The organism is Syntrophotalea carbinolica DSM 2380 (assembly GCF_000012885.1).
GTDB lineage: Bacteria > Desulfobacterota > Desulfuromonadia > Desulfuromonadales > Syntrophotaleaceae > Syntrophotalea > Syntrophotalea carbinolica.
This window is the reverse complement of record NC_007498.2, coordinates 82,593-97,129: the sequence shown is the minus strand read 5'-3', so window position 1 is coordinate 97,129 and position 14,537 is coordinate 82,593. Positions and strand designations below refer to the sequence as shown.

Here is a 14,537-nt window from a genome sequence, read left to right as displayed (position 1 = left end):
CGCCACCGTTCGCCCGTACGGTGCCCCATCAACACGGAAAAGAGCTGCCCATGACCAAGGATTCTTTGTTTTCCCGTCCACAAAAACCGGTTCCGCCCTTTGAATTCAACGCATCGGTGGTGGAAGTGTTCGACGATATGCTTAACCGCTCCGTACCCTGCTACCGGGAGCTGATACACAGGCAGGCCCAACTGGCTGCGCACTTTTATCAGCCGAAAACGCGCATCTACGATCTTGGCTGCTCCACCGGCAATCTGGATTTGGCCATTTGCTCAGCCATGGATGCGGCGCGTCCCTTCGAACTGGTCGGGGTGGACAATTCGGAACCGATGCTCAAGGTCTGCCGTGAACGTATGCGGGAAACACCGCCGGAGGCGAACATCTCCTTTGCCTGCAGCGATATCCGCAATCTGGAAATGAGCAACGCTTCGGTGATCATCCTTAATCTGACCCTGCAGTTCATTCCACCGGCAGATCGCCAGAATATACTGAACCGTATTTTCCAGGCGCTGGTTCCCGGCGGCATCCTGCTGCTGACGGAAAAAACCGTTCATGCCCATGCCGGGCTCAGCGAGCTGCAGCAGGATTTTTACTACCGCTTCAAAGCCGAAAACGGCTACTCCCAGATGGAAATCAGCCAGAAGCGCGAAGCGCTGGAAAATGTCCTGATCCCCGAAACCATGGAAAGCCATCGGAAAAGGCTGGATCAGGCCGGTTTCAAAGCCGTCGACACCTGGCTCAAATGGTTTAATTTCGCATCCTTTATCGCCCTGAAAGAAAAATCATGATCGAACTTTTGAGCGCTGCCGGCCAGGCCATCGGCAACGGCCCCTGGCAAACGGCCCTGAACACCCTGCTGAACGAAAAAAGCCGGCAGCTGACCGACGTGGACGGTAACGCGCGCAGACTGACCGCGCTCATGAATCAATTGCCCGATCTCCTGCCATCCCATCGCAACCTTGCGTCGGGGAGGATCGAAATCGGCACCCCGGAAGATCTTACCGAAACGCAACATCAGGCGTTGTACGATACGCTGATGGCTTTCCGCCCCTGGCGGAAAGGGCCGTTCAACATTTTCGGCATTCCGGTCGATACCGAATGGCGCTCGGATTTGAAATGGGCACGCATCGCCCCCCACCTGGCGCCCCTGCAGGGCAGGCGCATCCTTGACGTCGGCAGCAGTTGCGGCTACTACCTGATGCGCATGGCCGAGGCAAATCCGCAGTTGGCCCTTGGTCTCGAGCCTTACCCGCCGCTGTTCTGCCAGTATGTGCTGCTGCAGCGCTGGCTGAAGCTGCCCCAGGTGCATTGCCTGCCGCTGAAACTTGAAGAGCTTCCGCCCATGGACGGCTATTTCGATACGATTTTCCACATGGGGGTTCTCTATCATCAGCGCTCGCCCCACGAGGCGCTCAAGCAACTGGCTTCGTTACTGCGTCCCGGCGGGGAACTGGTCCTTGAAACGTTGGTGCTCGATGGCGATCAGGACCTCGCGTTATGCCCCCGCGACCGTTATGCCAAAATGCGCAACGTCTTCTTTTTACCGACGGTACCCTGTCTGGAAGCCTGGTTGAACAAAGCCGGTTTCGAGGATATCCGCTGCGTGGATCGCAGCTGGACCACGATCGAGGAACAACACCCTACACCCTGGATCAATACCGAATCGCTACCCGATTTTCTCGATCCCAGCGATCCGACGCGAACCATAGAGGGTTATCAGGCTCCCCTGCGCGCTGCAGTCATTGCCCGGCGGCGTTAAGTCGCATGGCCATACCGCCGCTTGACATGGGTCCGACAACGACCTACCCTCGATATGCTACTGACTTTTTTACAGGAGGACAGCATGCCCGTCATCACCCTTACCATCTCCCCCCGCAGCCCTGAAGTCAAAGAGCAGCTCATCGCCAAATTAACCGAAACCGCCGCCGATGTTACCGGCATTGCGGCCGAAAAATTCATCGTCGTCATCGATGAAAATCCCGTGGACAACATCGGTGTCGGCGGCGTGCCCCTGCACAAGCTGATCCCGTGAATCCTTAACGGCGAGTTTACCGCAGAGATCGCCGAGTACGCGGAGTTGGTTCTTTAACTCTTCTGTGGCTTGTTGTAAAAGAGGCTTAATCGTCCGGAAAGCCCATACAAACCGTCATGAATTTACCGATGTTTCTCTGCGATCTCTGCGCCCTCTGCGGTAAATCCCGACTTTTGAATTTAACATAGTAAAACCCAGAAACGAGGTACCCATGAAAAAATCTCTCGGAGCCAATACCCTGGCGCAACCGACCCCCGTGTGGCTGGTCGGCACCTATGATGAAGCCGGTCAGCCCAACCTGGCCACCATCGCCTGGGGCGGTGTCTGCTGCTCCAAGCCGCCGTGTGTTTCCATCGCTCTGCGTCCGGCCACCCATAGCCACGACAGCATCCTGGATCGCAAGGCCTTCACCGTGAACGTCGCCACCGAGGCCTTCGCCCGGCAGGCCGATTTCTGCGGGATGGCTTCCGGCCGCGATACCGACAAATTCGCCGCCACCGGTCTGACCCCCGTCAAAAGCGAACTGGTCGACGCACCCTATGCCGACGAATTGCCGCTGATCCTCGAATGCAAACTGCAACAATCGGTTAAAGTGGGAGGACACACCCTGTTTATCGGTGAAATCGCCGATGTCAAAGCTGATGAGGCGGTCCTCTCCCCCGAGGGCTACCCCCACATCGAAAAGGTACAGCCGCTGATCTTCACGCCGGTGCTGCGTAACTACCACGGCGTCGGCAAGTACCTGGGACAGGCATTCAGTATCGGCAAGGAATTGTCGTAAAAGTTACCGCAGAGTACGCAGAGCACGCGGAGAAGTTTTTAAAAACATGACATTCTCTGCGAACTCTGCGTGCTCTGCGGTAATATGAAAGGCCCTACCCTACTCCACCCGTTCCAGCCACTGTTTGAGCGCCTCGATGACCACCGTGGCCTGCTTCACGCTTAAACGTCGCAGATCGCCGACGCCGGTCATGCGCTTGGTGAATCGGCCCAGAGCCGCCCAGCTCGGATTATGAACCTTCCCCGCCCGGTGCAGCTGCAACCACAGTTCCCGCGCTTTCCATACCATGGGCGGCAAAGGCCGTTCCGCGACCCGCGGCAGACGCGGCCGCCAGCCGAGTTCCGCCAATCGATCGAGGAGTAAGCGCAATTCGCCATCGGTCAGATCGGCCGCCGATTGCTTACCTGGCACGGCTGAACTCACCAGATCGCGATACTCCTCATCGCTTAAGCCGAGTTCCTTTTTGGCGATATGAATCTTGGCCAGGGCACGGCGTCGATATTCCCGATCGCTGGAAACATCCGGCATGGCGTTATTCCTCCCCATCTTCTAAAAACATATCGTTTTTTTTACCGTTAAAGGGATATCCTTTAATCAGCGATGATTGACGGCTTATTTTTCACCACGAAGCACACCGAGATCACGAAGAGAACCAACGCCCTCCCGACAACGGTCCGATCAGATCGTATTAAAAACTCCGGATTGATCCTTGCGGATTTACCATCGCTTAATCCCATGATCTATTTCGGTCTTAACATCCGGATCTTACCTTCGTGTACTTCGTGACCTGGTTTATTCCAGTCAAGTTTTTATCGCACCTTGCCCGACACTGGTGATTCGAGGGTCTCGACAGAGCCCAAACCTTGCTTTATCTGGGCTAAGGTGCAAGCGGGGTGCTAGATTGCTTTGCGTGAAGGTCGACGAAGTCGCCTTAATAACACGAAATGGTAGTCACCCCGCTTACACGCTGGAGTTTTTATGCCGCCTGCGCTAGTTGCGTCTGCTGATGGCTATATTCCCTCTGAGTACGCACCAGGGCCAGCATGATACCAAGCAGCTTGCGGGCGATGGCAATCAGGGCCTTGATACGGGGCATGCCCTTTTGAAGATGCCCCTGGTAAGGCTCATGCATGATGCCGCCCTTGCGAACTGTGTTGAGGGCCGCGAAAAAGAGCAGTTTACGCAGTAGCGGCCGGCCTCGCTTAGAGATGCGCCGCTGTCCTCGGTGCTTGCCGGAGCTGATTTCGAAAAGGTCCAATCCGGCATACTTGAGTAACTCTTTCTGAGTTTCGAAATGCGTAAAGTCAGCAACTTCGCCAATCAGTCCTGCCACGGTGATCGGGCCGATGCCTTTCATGGACAGAAGCAGGCGGCTATAAGGAATCTCTTCAAGATGCCGAGCCATCTCGGCTTCCAGTTGCTTCACGAAGCGCTCACAGACCTCGATCGCTTCGAGCATTGCCTGAATCTCCAGACCAAGGCCGAGGCGTCCCTCGCGAATGCCGACAGAACTTCTGGCGGCCTCGAAAAGCGCCTGGGCTTTCGCCAGTTTCAGCTTGCCGCAGCTGATACGTTTCAGAACTTGGGCCAAGGACTCTAGGCCCAGGGCCATAACGTCTTCAGGTCCCGGGTGATGCCGCAGAAGGTATTGGGCGCTTTTGCTCTTGATGTCCTTCATGACCTGGAGGAATTCGGGGAAACTGATAAACACCAGGTCGTGAAGCTGATTGAACAGTGCGGTACGCCGCTTGACCGCTCTCTCCCGAGCCTGGGTGAGCCGTCGTAGTTCCGCTGCCGCTCCCTGTGGAATTATCACGGTCAGTCCATGGCCCAGCTCAATAATGTCGGCGATCACCTTCGGATCCTTCTGGTCCGTCTTGTTCGGCGAATTGCCGCAAAGTTCCTTCACCCTCTTGGTATGCATCGGATTGACCTGCACCAGGTGCACCGGCTTGTTTTTGAGAAAATGCATCAGTGGTTCGGCATATGCTCCGGTGGATTCGAAGCCGAGAATAATTTGCTCCAGACCGTAAGCCCTCTGCGTTCGAATCAGGATGTTCCAGAAGCGGGAAAAACCTTTAAGATTGTTGGAAAAATCAAACGGTTTCACTTCGCTTCGATCAGGACAGCGGGCGTATCCGGAAAGAACGTTCTTTCCAATGTCGACCGTAGCCAAAAGGGTGTTACTGTTGACGGATTTAAGCTTTTTTGTTTGAATCTTCTTCATGGCTATACCCCTTTGTCTCTTGGATTAACCAACTTGCCGGGAGGTTGTCCAAGAAAGGGTATAGCCTTTTTATTTCAATATCCACAGGGCTTACCGCTTTCTGCAATATAGCAAGCTTCGTGGTAAAAGGCCTTTTTTTCATTCGATAATTCAGTAAACTTGCCATCCGGCTCACCTTGGATAAACTCAAAAAACAGCCAAGGGAGAGACCTATGTGGGAATTCAACGTACTTGTCACCATGGCCCAGGATGGCCGCTACCGCCAGATGTTGGAGGAACTCGCCCCTCACGGCGAATTTCACAAAACAGAATTTCACGGCGTGGCTTTGGGGCGGGTCGCCAGCATCCTGCAATTTTTGGAAACGGTCCGAAGTCAGCGTGAAGAGCGGATCATCGCCTTTCAGGATATAAGCCGCGTGGTGCCTCTGGACAAGGTCTTCACCTTCGATCTGGACGATTTTCTCGCCAAAGCCTGTCAGGCCATCCGCCCTTACCTGCCGCAGATGAGCGAACACCGCTTCCATGTGCGCCTCGAACGACGGGGCCTCAAGGGGGAAATCGTCTCGCCCGACATCGAGCAGGCACTGGACAACTTCATCCTCGATGAGCTGGCCGACCTGGGGCATTCCGGCCATGTCGATTTTGACAAGCCCGATGCGGTATTGGCCATCGAAACCGTCGGCACCCGCTGCGGCATCGGCTTCATCACCCGCGAACTAAACGATCGTTATCCCTTTGTGCATGTCGATTGACTTCCGCCGCCATGATCGTCTTTTTGTGGTATAGTTTACATACCTCAAACGCAAAAGAGGTTTTGCGCATCCAAAGGAGGAAGACATATGACTGTCTCTGATCCGCCGGGTCACTCAGGAGTAGCCTCATTAAATTGAAAATGGCACAACCCCGGATTGCAGAAGTCGGGTAATCCGATAATGTTTCCCACGACGGGAATTCGCTTAGATAATCATATGATCGCAAAACGCCCCGAGAATTTTCGGGGCGTTTTGATGTTATGGGGGTTATCTCACCATCAGTGATGCCGGTCCTATATCCTGAACCTGAAGAGTCCACCGGGGTAGCCGGCGGACTCTTTCCATGCAGTGGATTTCATAAAAGATACGACAATCTCAAACATCCGCGTCCCATACCGGTGACTGGCTCGGGCAAAGCCTTAGTAGCGCCAGTTGAGAAGAATCATAGCTGGTGCAACTTCGTTGGGAAAATTTCGGAACCATGTTTCCGTTTCATTCATGAGGTTGATCAATCCAACCTGAAGACCTTTGTCACAAGTATCTGCAAAATTTATAAGCCCGAGTTGAAAGCCATGCAGATTACCTGCATAGTTGAAGAGCGACCATTGAAACCCGGCAAACCTTCCGGAGGAGTAATTGGCCAGCCAGGCCAATTGGGCACCTTTGTAGTTCTCCGCGTAATTGGCCAGCAAACCAAGGGACAAGCCTGAACTTTGGCCCGTTGAACCGTTGACGATGCCGAGCGCTATGGCATCTTGTGGATTTTCACTCCAAACACCGACGGTCACACCGCTGATGCGGGTAGCTCTGGAATGAATGGCCAGATCCGGGGTCAAACTCAACTGGAAGCCTGTCGATTCAGCCCATGCGCCCGTGGCGAAAAAACACCCCATCACGATAAATACCCATTTTTTCATCGCTCATCCCCTTCTTTATCGGTTGGAAATCAACTGCCCCGAGTTGTCGTGCGAAACCTGCGGTGCACAACTTGTGGTTGAAAACCCTATAAAATCTCCTTTGGCCATGACACAACAGAGCATAACTGTTTTTAAGCATACCTGACTTTCCCCCATGATTCAGACCGCCGGCTGAATTTCCATGCGGGATCGTGCAATATCTTCCCAATTCGGCCATCGCCCTCGTCCGGACTGGACAGCAAGCCATAAAGTAAGGCATATTAATCAACAACCCCTGTCCGGCCGGACTGGCTCGGCCATCCTCCAGGCGGCACAATCGCTGAAAACTTGCCACCTTCGACGGCACTGCCAACCTGCCCGGACAAGGACTCCGGACTTTCCGCAGCAAACCGACCGATTCATGGAATGTTGACCTTCAGGATCTGATCATATCCCCGGATGGGCGCTTCCCATGGGGGACAAAGGCGGAACCATGCCGCCTTGACCAGAATCGATGGCGAGGCATGAAATACATGAAAAACGCTATAAAATCCGACAGGACCCCTTCGGAAACCAACTATGCACCTTTTAAAATTACCGGAATCACCCAGTGCAAAAACGAGTGGGGACTGGTCGCTCTGTCCATAGGCTACGCTCTGGTCAATCATGTGGACGAGGTTTACGTCCTCAACGACAGCAGTACCGACGAAACCCACGCCGGTCTGGCATATCTTCAAGACATCTGGCCCGGACGAATCCATATTTACAACCAGACGGAAGGTCAGTTTATCGAGGAGGGCCAAATCAATGCGCTCGTTGGCCTGGCTCAACAGTCCGAACCGGACTGGATCTATTTCTTCGATGCCGACGAATTTCTGATCTCGCGAAATGGCAGTTCCCTGAAGGACTGTCTGGGCAGCCTCCCTGCAAACTGCCATGCTCTGCGCTACGCGTTGAAAAATTTCATTTTACCTCGCAACTTCAACGAACAATCCCTGTCCGATTATTTGAGCATCGAGTATGAAGCCATGGTGGATCCCAGCGTTCCAAAGGAGTCTCTCCGGAAGTACGAGGAAATCTACAAGGGCAACCTCAATTTCTTCCATATGCCCTTTCCTTCCAAAGTCATTTTCCGCAATCAGGGATGGATGCATCTTGCAGCGGGAAGCCATGACGTGGCTTACAACAAAGATGTGGAAACCCTGCGCACCGATCAATTCTACGCTGCCCACCTCTCATGGATCTCCCTGGAACGGCTCCGCCGCAAAGCCGACCTGGGTAAAACGCATATCGTCAACGGTTACTCGAAAAAGCACGGATGGCAGAACCAGCTTATTTACCGGATAGCCGAAGAAGACCGGCTTGAAGAGCTATGGGAGCGGCACTCTCTCCCCGAGCCCGGTGAGCCTCGGGGCTGTGCTCCCACCAATGTGAAGCGCAATCGAGACTTCCAGTCGGCGATCAAGACCACGGTCCAGATCCTGGTTCGGTCGGGATTCAACCCGCAAAACCTCTGCCAGTTCAAAACCGAACCCATCCCGGCGGCCCCTGCGCCCCCCACCGATTTTCGCTTCCAGACCCTCGTCGCCCTTATGGACAGACAAAAAGCCGCTGTACGAAGCCGCCCCAGCCGCCGAAAAAAAACCAATCCCACAATGCGCTTTTTTCGTCGTCTGCGTAAAAGCATCGCCAAACGCCTCCCCCCATACGTTCCCGGTTCGCTCAAGAAGGCAAAGAGTTAAGCAGCCTTTCCCCTGACAAACAAGCCGACCATTGCGATTTGGCGGCACCCGTTAAAACCCTTTACATCCACCTTCTCGAGGAGTAATGTTGACTTGATTTTATGTTTACACCTTAATAAATGTAACTAAAATGTCACAAATGACTCAAGGAGGTTAGAAATGTTACGCTTGCGCACTATTTTTGGGGCTTTGGTTGTAGCCGTCCTGATGAGCGGGCCGGTATATGCTGGAAATATGATGGGGGCCGAAGCATTGTCTGATTATTCCGGCCCGTACATCGGTGGCTTTGTGGGCCACTCATGGGCCGACTTGGAATATAGTGACTCGTGGAATCCCGGGTATGATCTTAATGCGGATATTGAGGGATTTGTCGGTGGACTTTACTTCGGCCATAACTATATGATCGATAACATTATGTTAGGCTTTGAAGCTGATGCCGGCATTGGTGACCTGGGTGAAGGTGCCGACAAAAATAACTCCTACAATGATTGGTCGGCCTTTGACATTGACTGGGATGCGCATCTTCGAGCACGCGCAGGCTTTGTCTACAACACCACGCTGTTCTATGTTGCCGGTGGTCTGGCCGTTGCGAAGGTTGCCGTTGATGATACGGATTCAGGGTATGGCGGAGACAATGCTACACATTTCGGCTGGACGATTGGCGCTGGCATTGAGCAAAAAATCACCGAGCACCTGACTGCACGGATTGAATATCTTTATGACGACTACGGTAGCGAGAGTTACTCGATTGAAGATTCGTGGTGGGGGGATACATACTCGGCAGATATCGATTTGGAGATTCATACCGCCCGCCTTGGTCTGGCTTATTCATTTTAAACGAATTCTAAAGATGAGATGGCCTGCCCTTCCCGGGTGGGCCATTTTTATATACCCCACCTTCAGAATGCCACAAAGACCTTCCTCTTCCCCAGATTGGGCCTTTTCTCTTTGTTGATGCGATAGAAGGGTCTCCTTATAACCGGAGATTCATGTTTCGCCTGTATATCCTACGGGTTGAAGCCACCATCAAGATTTGGCAGCCAGAGTTTCGCGCGCCATCCCGAGAAAAGAATGCATGGCCGACGAAGGCTGCACATCGCGACGGCGAATCAGTTGAATCGGCAGGCGATCGAAGGGCGGCGCTACGGCATGAATATGCACCAGAGAGCGGAAAGGTTCGCGCGTTACGAAACTGCGGGGCAGCATGGTGATCCCCATGCCGGCGCCGACGCAACCGAGGATGGCATCGAGGGCTCCCATTTCCACCACCCGGGAAGGCGTACGCCTCGTGTGTTTAAGCCATTCTTCGAGCTTGCGGCGACAGGAACAGCCTCTGCGATAGACCAGTACCGACAATACCGACTCCTCATCCACGACAGGTTCGGTACTACTGGTCACCATGACCAGCTCTTCGCACAGCACTTCTTCTGCTACAATGTCAGGATGCTCTACGCGGCCACCGACAAAAGCGCCCTCCAACGAGTAATCGAGCACCCGCTGGACCATTTCGCCGCTGGCGCCGGTGCTCAATTGCAGATCGACGTCCGGATATTCCCGGTGATAACCCGCCAGTAACGCCGGAAGGTGCACCACGGCCGCCGTATCCATGGCACCGAGGCGCAAAGGCCCACACGGCGCGCTGGAAGGGTCGAGGGCCGCCCGCGCTTCATGCAGCAGATGTGTGACGGAGCGTGCGTAGGGCAACAGAAGATGACCGGCGGCAGAGAGCCCCATCCCCTTGCGCGTGCGGTGAAACAGCTCTGCCCCCAAATCCGCTTCAAGTTTACGAATACGCGTGGTGACATTCGACTGCACGCAGTGCAAACGCTCGGCGGCCCTGGAGACACTCCCCTCCTCGGCAACCGCCAAAAAAATTTTCAACGCGTTGGAATCCATATCATCCATCTTAAAAAGTGAAGGTTGACACCAATTATAATCATTTGACGTGATTCGGGGAACCCCTTATATTGGTAACGGATGCTTTATGACCTTTTTTGCTTTGCTTGTGTGAGGAGACACCGCCATGGATCCAGCACCTAATACCGAGATTCGCATGTTCGGATTTTTACATTCGGCCCGCAAAGCCAAGGGGCTTCCGCCCAACGCCCAAATGTATATTCCGCCGGAAGGACGTATCGCTCAGGATATCGCCGAAGAGTTGGAATTGCCTATGGACAAAATCGAGGGTGTCTTCGTCAATCACCTCGTTTACTCTCTGGACTACGTGATCCATGCCGGCGACAAGGTCGCCTTTATTTCCAGGGGAGTCCCCGGCCCTCATCGTTTCAGCCTCGGTATCCACAGTGCCGGAAAGGCAGCTGCCAAAGATTAACTCCTCGCCTCTACATTCCGGAGCAACGACCATGAGCAAACTTTTTTCTCCGGCGGTGATCGGTGGCATGGCCCTGCGCAACCGCACCGTTCGTTCTGCCACCTGGGAAGGCATGGCTGCCGATGATGGCGCCGCCACCCCTGAACTTATCGACCTGATGGCCAGTCTGGCCCGCAACGACGTGGGTCTCGTCATCACCGGTCACGCCTTCGTGAGTTCCGAAGGACAGGCCGGCCCCTGGCAACTCGGTGTTCACGATGACAGCATGCTGGAAGGTCTGACCGCCATGGCCGGTGCGGTGCATGCCCAGGGGGGACGCATCGCCCTGCAGATCGCCCATGCCGGCTGCTACGGCGCGCATGAACTCAGCGGACAGGAGGCCATGGGACCATCGGCCATGGACGGCAGTAAGGCGCCGGTATGCCACGCCATGACCGCGGCGGATATCCGCCGGGTCGTCGAAGCCTTTGCCGCCGCTGCCCTCAGGGCCAAGAAGGCCGGGTTCGACGCGGTACAGATCCATGCCGCCCACGGCTACCTGCTCAGCGAGTTCCTGTCGCCCTATTTCAACCAACGCACGGATGAATACGGCGGGCCGGTGGAAAATCGCGCCAAGCTGGTGCTCGAAGTCCTGCAGGCGGTACGAAAGGCTGTCGGACCGGACTATCCGGTACTGATCAAACTCAATTCGGAGGATTTTGTCGAAGGCGGGGTCACCGTCGAAGACATGTTGAAGGTAGCCGAACGGCTGCAGCAGGCCGGGATCGATGCGGTGGAAATGAGCGGCGGCACCATCTACGCCTCGGGCGATATGAGCTCGCTGCGCCCCGGTCGACTCGACACCCCCGACACGGAGGTTTTCTACCGCAAGGCCGCCGAGCTGTTCAAACAACGCCTGACCGTACCCTTGATCCTGGTGGGCGGCATCCTGTCTTACGAAGTCGCCGAGACGCTGCTGACCGAAGGCACCGCCGATTTCATCGCTCTGTGCCGCAGCCTGATCCGCGAACCGGATCTGATCCGCCGCTGGCACCGGGGCGACCGCAGCAAGGCCCGCTGCCTGCTGTGCAACGGCTGCCTGGGGCCGATCATGCAGGGCCGGGGTCCGCTCTGCATACTGGACAACAGGGGATCTGACACTGGGGGGAAAGACTCGGGGGCATGATTCCGATTGCCTCCGACCGAACCATAAGCCACCACAGACAGCCATATTGACTGCCTGCGGTGGCTTTTTTTTTCAACGAATCCAACTGGCGGCAACGCCAGGGCAATGTTTTTTCCTAACCTGACAGATCGAATCAACAAGCGATCAGCTCCGCCACAGGCTCACCGGCTGTATCTGCCAGATCCGGAGCCGGGCAGCACCCCATCCCACGTCCGGGACACAAACACAGAGTCGGGTCACAACCGCCGTCCAGACGTTGCGCCATGCGACTGCGACAGGCCTTGTGGCAGTTGGCCAACCCCAGGCTACGGGACGGTTCGCCGTATATACGCCATGGCCCGTTGCTGCTGAAAGGAATGGCCGCCCAGCCCATGAAACCGGCGACATCCTTGAGCGGGTAGCCCAGAAACAGGCCGATCTCATGGGGAAAATCCTCATGTTTCACCCGCTGCCGCAACTCATCCAGCGCCTGTTCCGTCTTATCGAAGGCCGGGTATCCCGCCTTGTGCAAAAAATTGCGTACGTTCGGCCGGCGCAGAAGTTCATCCAGCAGCAACGGGCTGTAAAGAAGCACCAGGCGCCGACGTCCGCAATCGCTCAACACCTTGGCTTTAAAACCGCTGACCCCCAGCAAATCTTCGGCATGGGTTTCCCATAATCGATAGAGATTCCGCCCGCAGGTATGCTCGCGATCATGCATGGTCATCAGATTGGCCGGCTTGACTCCTTCCAGGACCTCCGCCGAATGCAACGCCAAAAAGGCTGCCATGCAGGAACGATCATCCCTGACCTTTTTACCCACCCTTCGCCAGAAAACTTCTCTGGGTTTCATCTGATCGGATTTTAATGGCATAATGGCGGCCCCTCCTTTGTGTTTAATTTTGACTTTCGTTTTCAATATCAGATTGGAGCAATTCTGTCAACAATACTTTTGCCTTACCCCAACCCTTTTGCTAGGCAGACCGCCAAATATGGGCTTTTTTGCCTTCCGAACTCTGGTCTTTGCTGCAGGCGGTTGACGAACGGCGCCGGGATGTTAACTCTTTAGAGGCAGGTATAATTGCGTCACGACGATCTGGGGAAGGAGTTTTTTATGCAGGTTGGAGAAGTATGTAACCGCGATGTTGTCATTATCGATCGCAATGATCCCATTTCCAATGCCGCCAAGCTGATGCGTCATCATCATGTGGGTAATGTGGTGGTGGTAGAAGAACGCGGCGACGAGCGGTTCCCCGTCGGCATGCTCACCGACCGGGACCTGGTAGTGGAGGTTCTGGCCAACGAGGTGGCCCCGGAATCCATGCTGGTGGCAGATGTCATGAGCTTCGACCTGATCAGCGTCAAGGAGGAGGAGAGCATGCTGGACGCTATCAAGCGCATGCGCGATAAAGGGATACGACGCATGCCTGTCATCACCGCTGCGGGCGCTCTGGCGGGTATCATCACCATGGACGATCTGCTCGATCTGATCGCCGAGCAACTGGCCGACCTCGTGGTGCTGGTGGGGCGGGAGCAGCGGCGCGAATCGGATCGCCAACCCTGAGAAGCCTGCAAGGCCAGGATTTCAACCACGAGGCCTCGATCGTTTGCCCCGGATGGCATCCCGCAGCCAGGCCTGCGGAGTGTTGCGCGCCACCAGCCGTCGAATCGCAGGCAATTGCGCTTCGACCGCCGTCAAACCTTCAGCCACCGCCTCTTCAAATTGCGAAAAATCAGCCCAGTGGCTGCCGTTATTCTGTGGCCGAACCACCAGATCGGCCTTGCGGCAGCGTTCCGTGCTCAGCGCCCAGCGTGCTATGCTGTCGGCCCGGCCGATGATCTCCAGAGCGCTGTCCAGTTCGCCGCAAGGCTCAAGTCTACTTGCGACATCCACCGCCACCACTTTATCCGCTCCCAACCGATAGGCCGGCAGCACCGGCACGCTGTCGATCCACCCGCCATCCACGAGAATGCGGCCTTCGTCCTGCACCGGCGGCAACAGACCGGGTATGGCGCAACTCGCCGACACCGCCCGACGCAGACTGCCGCTTTTAAAAACAACCTCCTGCCCGGAAATCAGATCCAGGGCCGTGGTGCAAAATGGGATGCGGGTATCCTCAAAGGCAAGGTCGTCGATCATGAGCGCGAAGTTCTGCGTCGACGTCGACTTGCCGTAATAGGAACGCCGCGTCACCACCAGGGTGTAGAACAAACCTTTCCAGGCCAGCTGCAGCAATCGATCGAACATGCCGGCATCGGCATCATCATGATCCATCAACTGATTGAAGCGGGTTTCCTTGAACTCATCGCTATTTAAATACGCATGAAATCGTTCCTTCAGGGCCGCGACCGAAGGATCCAGCGCATAGATGGCACCGATAATGGCTCCCATGCTGCTGCCGGCAATCATATCGACGGGTAGCCCGTGTTTTTCGAAAGCTTCCAGCACCCCGATATGAGCCAAACCCCGGGCGGCGCCGCCACCAAGGGCCAAAGCCACTTTTGGTCGCCTGAACATAACTCCTCCTCTGCCTGAAGGTGCCCAGAGACAGGCCGCCACAGGTGTGTTCAATTACCGAAGACAAAAAAACCTACCCATTTTTATGTGGATGGGCTAATCTTTTCCGAACA

General features: G+C 55.2%; 16 protein-coding genes. 10 read left to right on the top strand and 6 right to left on the bottom strand.

What is annotated here, in order from left to right; all coding sequences use genetic code 11:
• Positions 1-50 precede the first annotated feature (50 nt).
• The 4 genes from cmoA to PCAR_RS00960 all read left to right on the top strand — a co-directional run bounded on the left by cmoA (position 51) and on the right by PCAR_RS00960 (position 2,813).
• On the top strand, positions 51-788 hold the full coding sequence (cmoA, locus tag PCAR_RS00975) for a carboxy-S-adenosyl-L-methionine synthase CmoA (protein ID WP_011339732.1): 738 nt from the start codon (positions 51-53) through the stop codon (positions 786-788).
• Positions 785-1,759: a tRNA 5-methoxyuridine(34)/uridine 5-oxyacetic acid(34) synthase CmoB gene (gene cmoB / locus PCAR_RS00970; RefSeq protein ID WP_011339731.1), complete on the top strand. Its 975-nt coding sequence runs from the start codon at positions 785-787 to the stop codon at positions 1,757-1,759. The genes cmoA and cmoB overlap by 4 nt, the downstream gene beginning before the upstream one ends.
• Before the next feature lie 54 nt (positions 1,760-1,813).
• Positions 1,814-2,032 carry a 4-oxalocrotonate tautomerase DmpI gene (dmpI, locus tag PCAR_RS00965; protein WP_081424970.1) on the top strand — a complete coding sequence of 73 codons (219 nt, stop codon included), beginning with the start codon at positions 1,814-1,816 and terminating at the stop codon, positions 2,030-2,032.
• Positions 2,033-2,243: 211 nt separating this feature from the next.
• Positions 2,244-2,813 carry a flavin reductase family protein gene (locus tag PCAR_RS00960; protein WP_011339729.1) on the top strand — a complete coding sequence of 190 codons (570 nt, stop codon included), beginning with the start codon at positions 2,244-2,246 and terminating at the stop codon, positions 2,811-2,813.
• Positions 2,814-2,912: 99 nt separating this feature from the next.
• Here the strand turns inward: PCAR_RS00960 and PCAR_RS00955 are convergent, their stop codons facing one another.
• A complete protein-coding gene (locus PCAR_RS00955; RefSeq protein WP_011339728.1) occupies positions 2,913-3,341 on the bottom strand; it encodes a regulatory protein GemA in 429 nt (142 codons plus the stop codon).
• A 448-nt stretch (positions 3,342-3,789) separates the two neighbouring features.
• Complete coding sequence (locus tag PCAR_RS00950) at positions 3,790-5,040, bottom strand: IS110 family transposase (RefSeq protein ID WP_011339727.1); 1,251 nt, start codon at positions 5,038-5,040, stop codon at positions 3,790-3,792.
• Positions 5,041-5,252: 212 nt separating this feature from the next.
• On the opposite strand from PCAR_RS00950, the gene PCAR_RS00945 reads away from it, so the two are divergent.
• Complete coding sequence (locus tag PCAR_RS00945; protein WP_011339726.1) at positions 5,253-5,792, top strand: THUMP domain-containing protein; 540 nt, start codon at positions 5,253-5,255, stop codon at positions 5,790-5,792.
• A 419-nt stretch (positions 5,793-6,211) separates the two neighbouring features.
• Here the strand turns inward: PCAR_RS00945 and PCAR_RS00940 are convergent, their stop codons facing one another.
• Positions 6,212-6,709 carry a hypothetical protein gene (locus PCAR_RS00940; RefSeq protein WP_011339725.1) on the bottom strand — a complete coding sequence of 166 codons (498 nt, stop codon included), beginning with the start codon at positions 6,707-6,709 and terminating at the stop codon, positions 6,212-6,214.
• A gap of 512 nt (positions 6,710-7,221) precedes the next feature.
• Between PCAR_RS00940 and PCAR_RS00935 the strand changes: the two genes are divergently transcribed.
• Together PCAR_RS00935 and PCAR_RS00930 are read left to right on the top strand one after the other, a co-directional pair.
• Positions 7,222-8,430 (top strand): glycosyltransferase family 2 protein, encoded by a 1,209-nt coding sequence (locus PCAR_RS00935; protein ID WP_011339723.1) that lies wholly within the window; start codon positions 7,222-7,224, stop codon positions 8,428-8,430.
• Positions 8,431-8,589: 159 nt separating this feature from the next.
• Entirely contained in the window at positions 8,590-9,267 is a 678-nt protein-coding gene (locus PCAR_RS00930) for an outer membrane protein (RefSeq protein WP_011339722.1), read from the top strand.
• Positions 9,268-9,456: 189 nt separating this feature from the next.
• Here the strand turns inward: PCAR_RS00930 and PCAR_RS00925 are convergent, their stop codons facing one another.
• Entirely contained in the window at positions 9,457-10,326 is an 870-nt protein-coding gene (locus tag PCAR_RS00925) for a LysR family transcriptional regulator (protein WP_041531194.1), read from the bottom strand.
• A 127-nt stretch (positions 10,327-10,453) separates the two neighbouring features.
• Between PCAR_RS00925 and PCAR_RS00920 the strand changes: the two genes are divergently transcribed.
• On the top strand, positions 10,454-10,762 hold the full coding sequence (locus PCAR_RS00920; protein ID WP_011339720.1) for a hypothetical protein: 309 nt from the start codon (positions 10,454-10,456) through the stop codon (positions 10,760-10,762).
• 31 nt (positions 10,763-10,793) lie between these two features.
• Positions 10,794-11,927: an NADH:flavin oxidoreductase gene (locus tag PCAR_RS00915; protein WP_011339719.1), complete on the top strand. Its 1,134-nt coding sequence runs from the start codon at positions 10,794-10,796 to the stop codon at positions 11,925-11,927.
• A gap of 133 nt (positions 11,928-12,060) precedes the next feature.
• On the opposite strand, the gene PCAR_RS00910 is transcribed toward PCAR_RS00915, so the two are convergent.
• Positions 12,061-12,780, bottom strand: a complete 720-nt coding sequence (locus tag PCAR_RS00910) for a DUF3793 family protein (protein WP_011339718.1) — start codon at positions 12,778-12,780, stop codon at positions 12,061-12,063.
• 240 nt (positions 12,781-13,020) lie between these two features.
• Here PCAR_RS00910 and PCAR_RS00905 point away from each other — a divergent pair, with 240 nt between their 5' ends.
• The gene (locus PCAR_RS00905) at positions 13,021-13,470 is read left to right on the top strand and encodes a CBS domain-containing protein (protein WP_011339717.1); all 450 of its coding nucleotides are present in this window, start codon (positions 13,021-13,023) and stop codon (positions 13,468-13,470) included.
• 21 nt (positions 13,471-13,491) lie between these two features.
• On the opposite strand, the gene PCAR_RS00900 is transcribed toward PCAR_RS00905, so the two are convergent.
• Positions 13,492-14,424 carry a patatin-like phospholipase family protein gene (locus PCAR_RS00900; RefSeq protein ID WP_011339716.1) on the bottom strand — a complete coding sequence of 311 codons (933 nt, stop codon included), beginning with the start codon at positions 14,422-14,424 and terminating at the stop codon, positions 13,492-13,494.
• Between the last annotated feature and the right edge of the window lie 113 nt (positions 14,425-14,537).

Coding starts and splice junctions, on each gene's coding strand:
- PCAR_RS00925 (WP_041531194.1), bottom strand. CDS start 10,326: ATGGATTCCAACGCGTTGAAAATTTTTTTGGCGGTTGCCGAGGAGGGG.
- PCAR_RS00960 (WP_011339729.1), top strand. CDS start 2,244: ATGAAAAAATCTCTCGGAGCCAATACCCTGGCGCAACCGACCCCCGTG.
- PCAR_RS00930 (WP_011339722.1), top strand. CDS start 8,590: ATGTTACGCTTGCGCACTATTTTTGGGGCTTTGGTTGTAGCCGTCCTG.
- PCAR_RS00945 (WP_011339726.1), top strand. CDS start 5,253: ATGTGGGAATTCAACGTACTTGTCACCATGGCCCAGGATGGCCGCTAC.
- PCAR_RS00905 (WP_011339717.1), top strand. CDS start 13,021: ATGCAGGTTGGAGAAGTATGTAACCGCGATGTTGTCATTATCGATCGC.
- PCAR_RS00955 (WP_011339728.1), bottom strand. CDS start 3,341: ATGCCGGATGTTTCCAGCGATCGGGAATATCGACGCCGTGCCCTGGCC.
- PCAR_RS00920 (WP_011339720.1), top strand. CDS start 10,454: ATGGATCCAGCACCTAATACCGAGATTCGCATGTTCGGATTTTTACAT.
- cmoA (WP_011339732.1), top strand. CDS start 51: ATGACCAAGGATTCTTTGTTTTCCCGTCCACAAAAACCGGTTCCGCCC.
- PCAR_RS00940 (WP_011339725.1), bottom strand. CDS start 6,709: ATGAAAAAATGGGTATTTATCGTGATGGGGTGTTTTTTCGCCACGGGC.
- PCAR_RS00915 (WP_011339719.1), top strand. CDS start 10,794: ATGAGCAAACTTTTTTCTCCGGCGGTGATCGGTGGCATGGCCCTGCGC.
- cmoB (WP_011339731.1), top strand. CDS start 785: ATGATCGAACTTTTGAGCGCTGCCGGCCAGGCCATCGGCAACGGCCCC.
- PCAR_RS00900 (WP_011339716.1), bottom strand. CDS start 14,424: ATGTTCAGGCGACCAAAAGTGGCTTTGGCCCTTGGTGGCGGCGCCGCC.
- PCAR_RS00935 (WP_011339723.1), top strand. CDS start 7,222: ATGAAAAACGCTATAAAATCCGACAGGACCCCTTCGGAAACCAACTAT.
- dmpI (WP_081424970.1), top strand. CDS start 1,814: ATGCTACTGACTTTTTTACAGGAGGACAGCATGCCCGTCATCACCCTT.
- PCAR_RS00910 (WP_011339718.1), bottom strand. CDS start 12,780: ATGCCATTAAAATCCGATCAGATGAAACCCAGAGAAGTTTTCTGGCGA.
- PCAR_RS00950 (WP_011339727.1), bottom strand. CDS start 5,040: ATGAAGAAGATTCAAACAAAAAAGCTTAAATCCGTCAACAGTAACACC.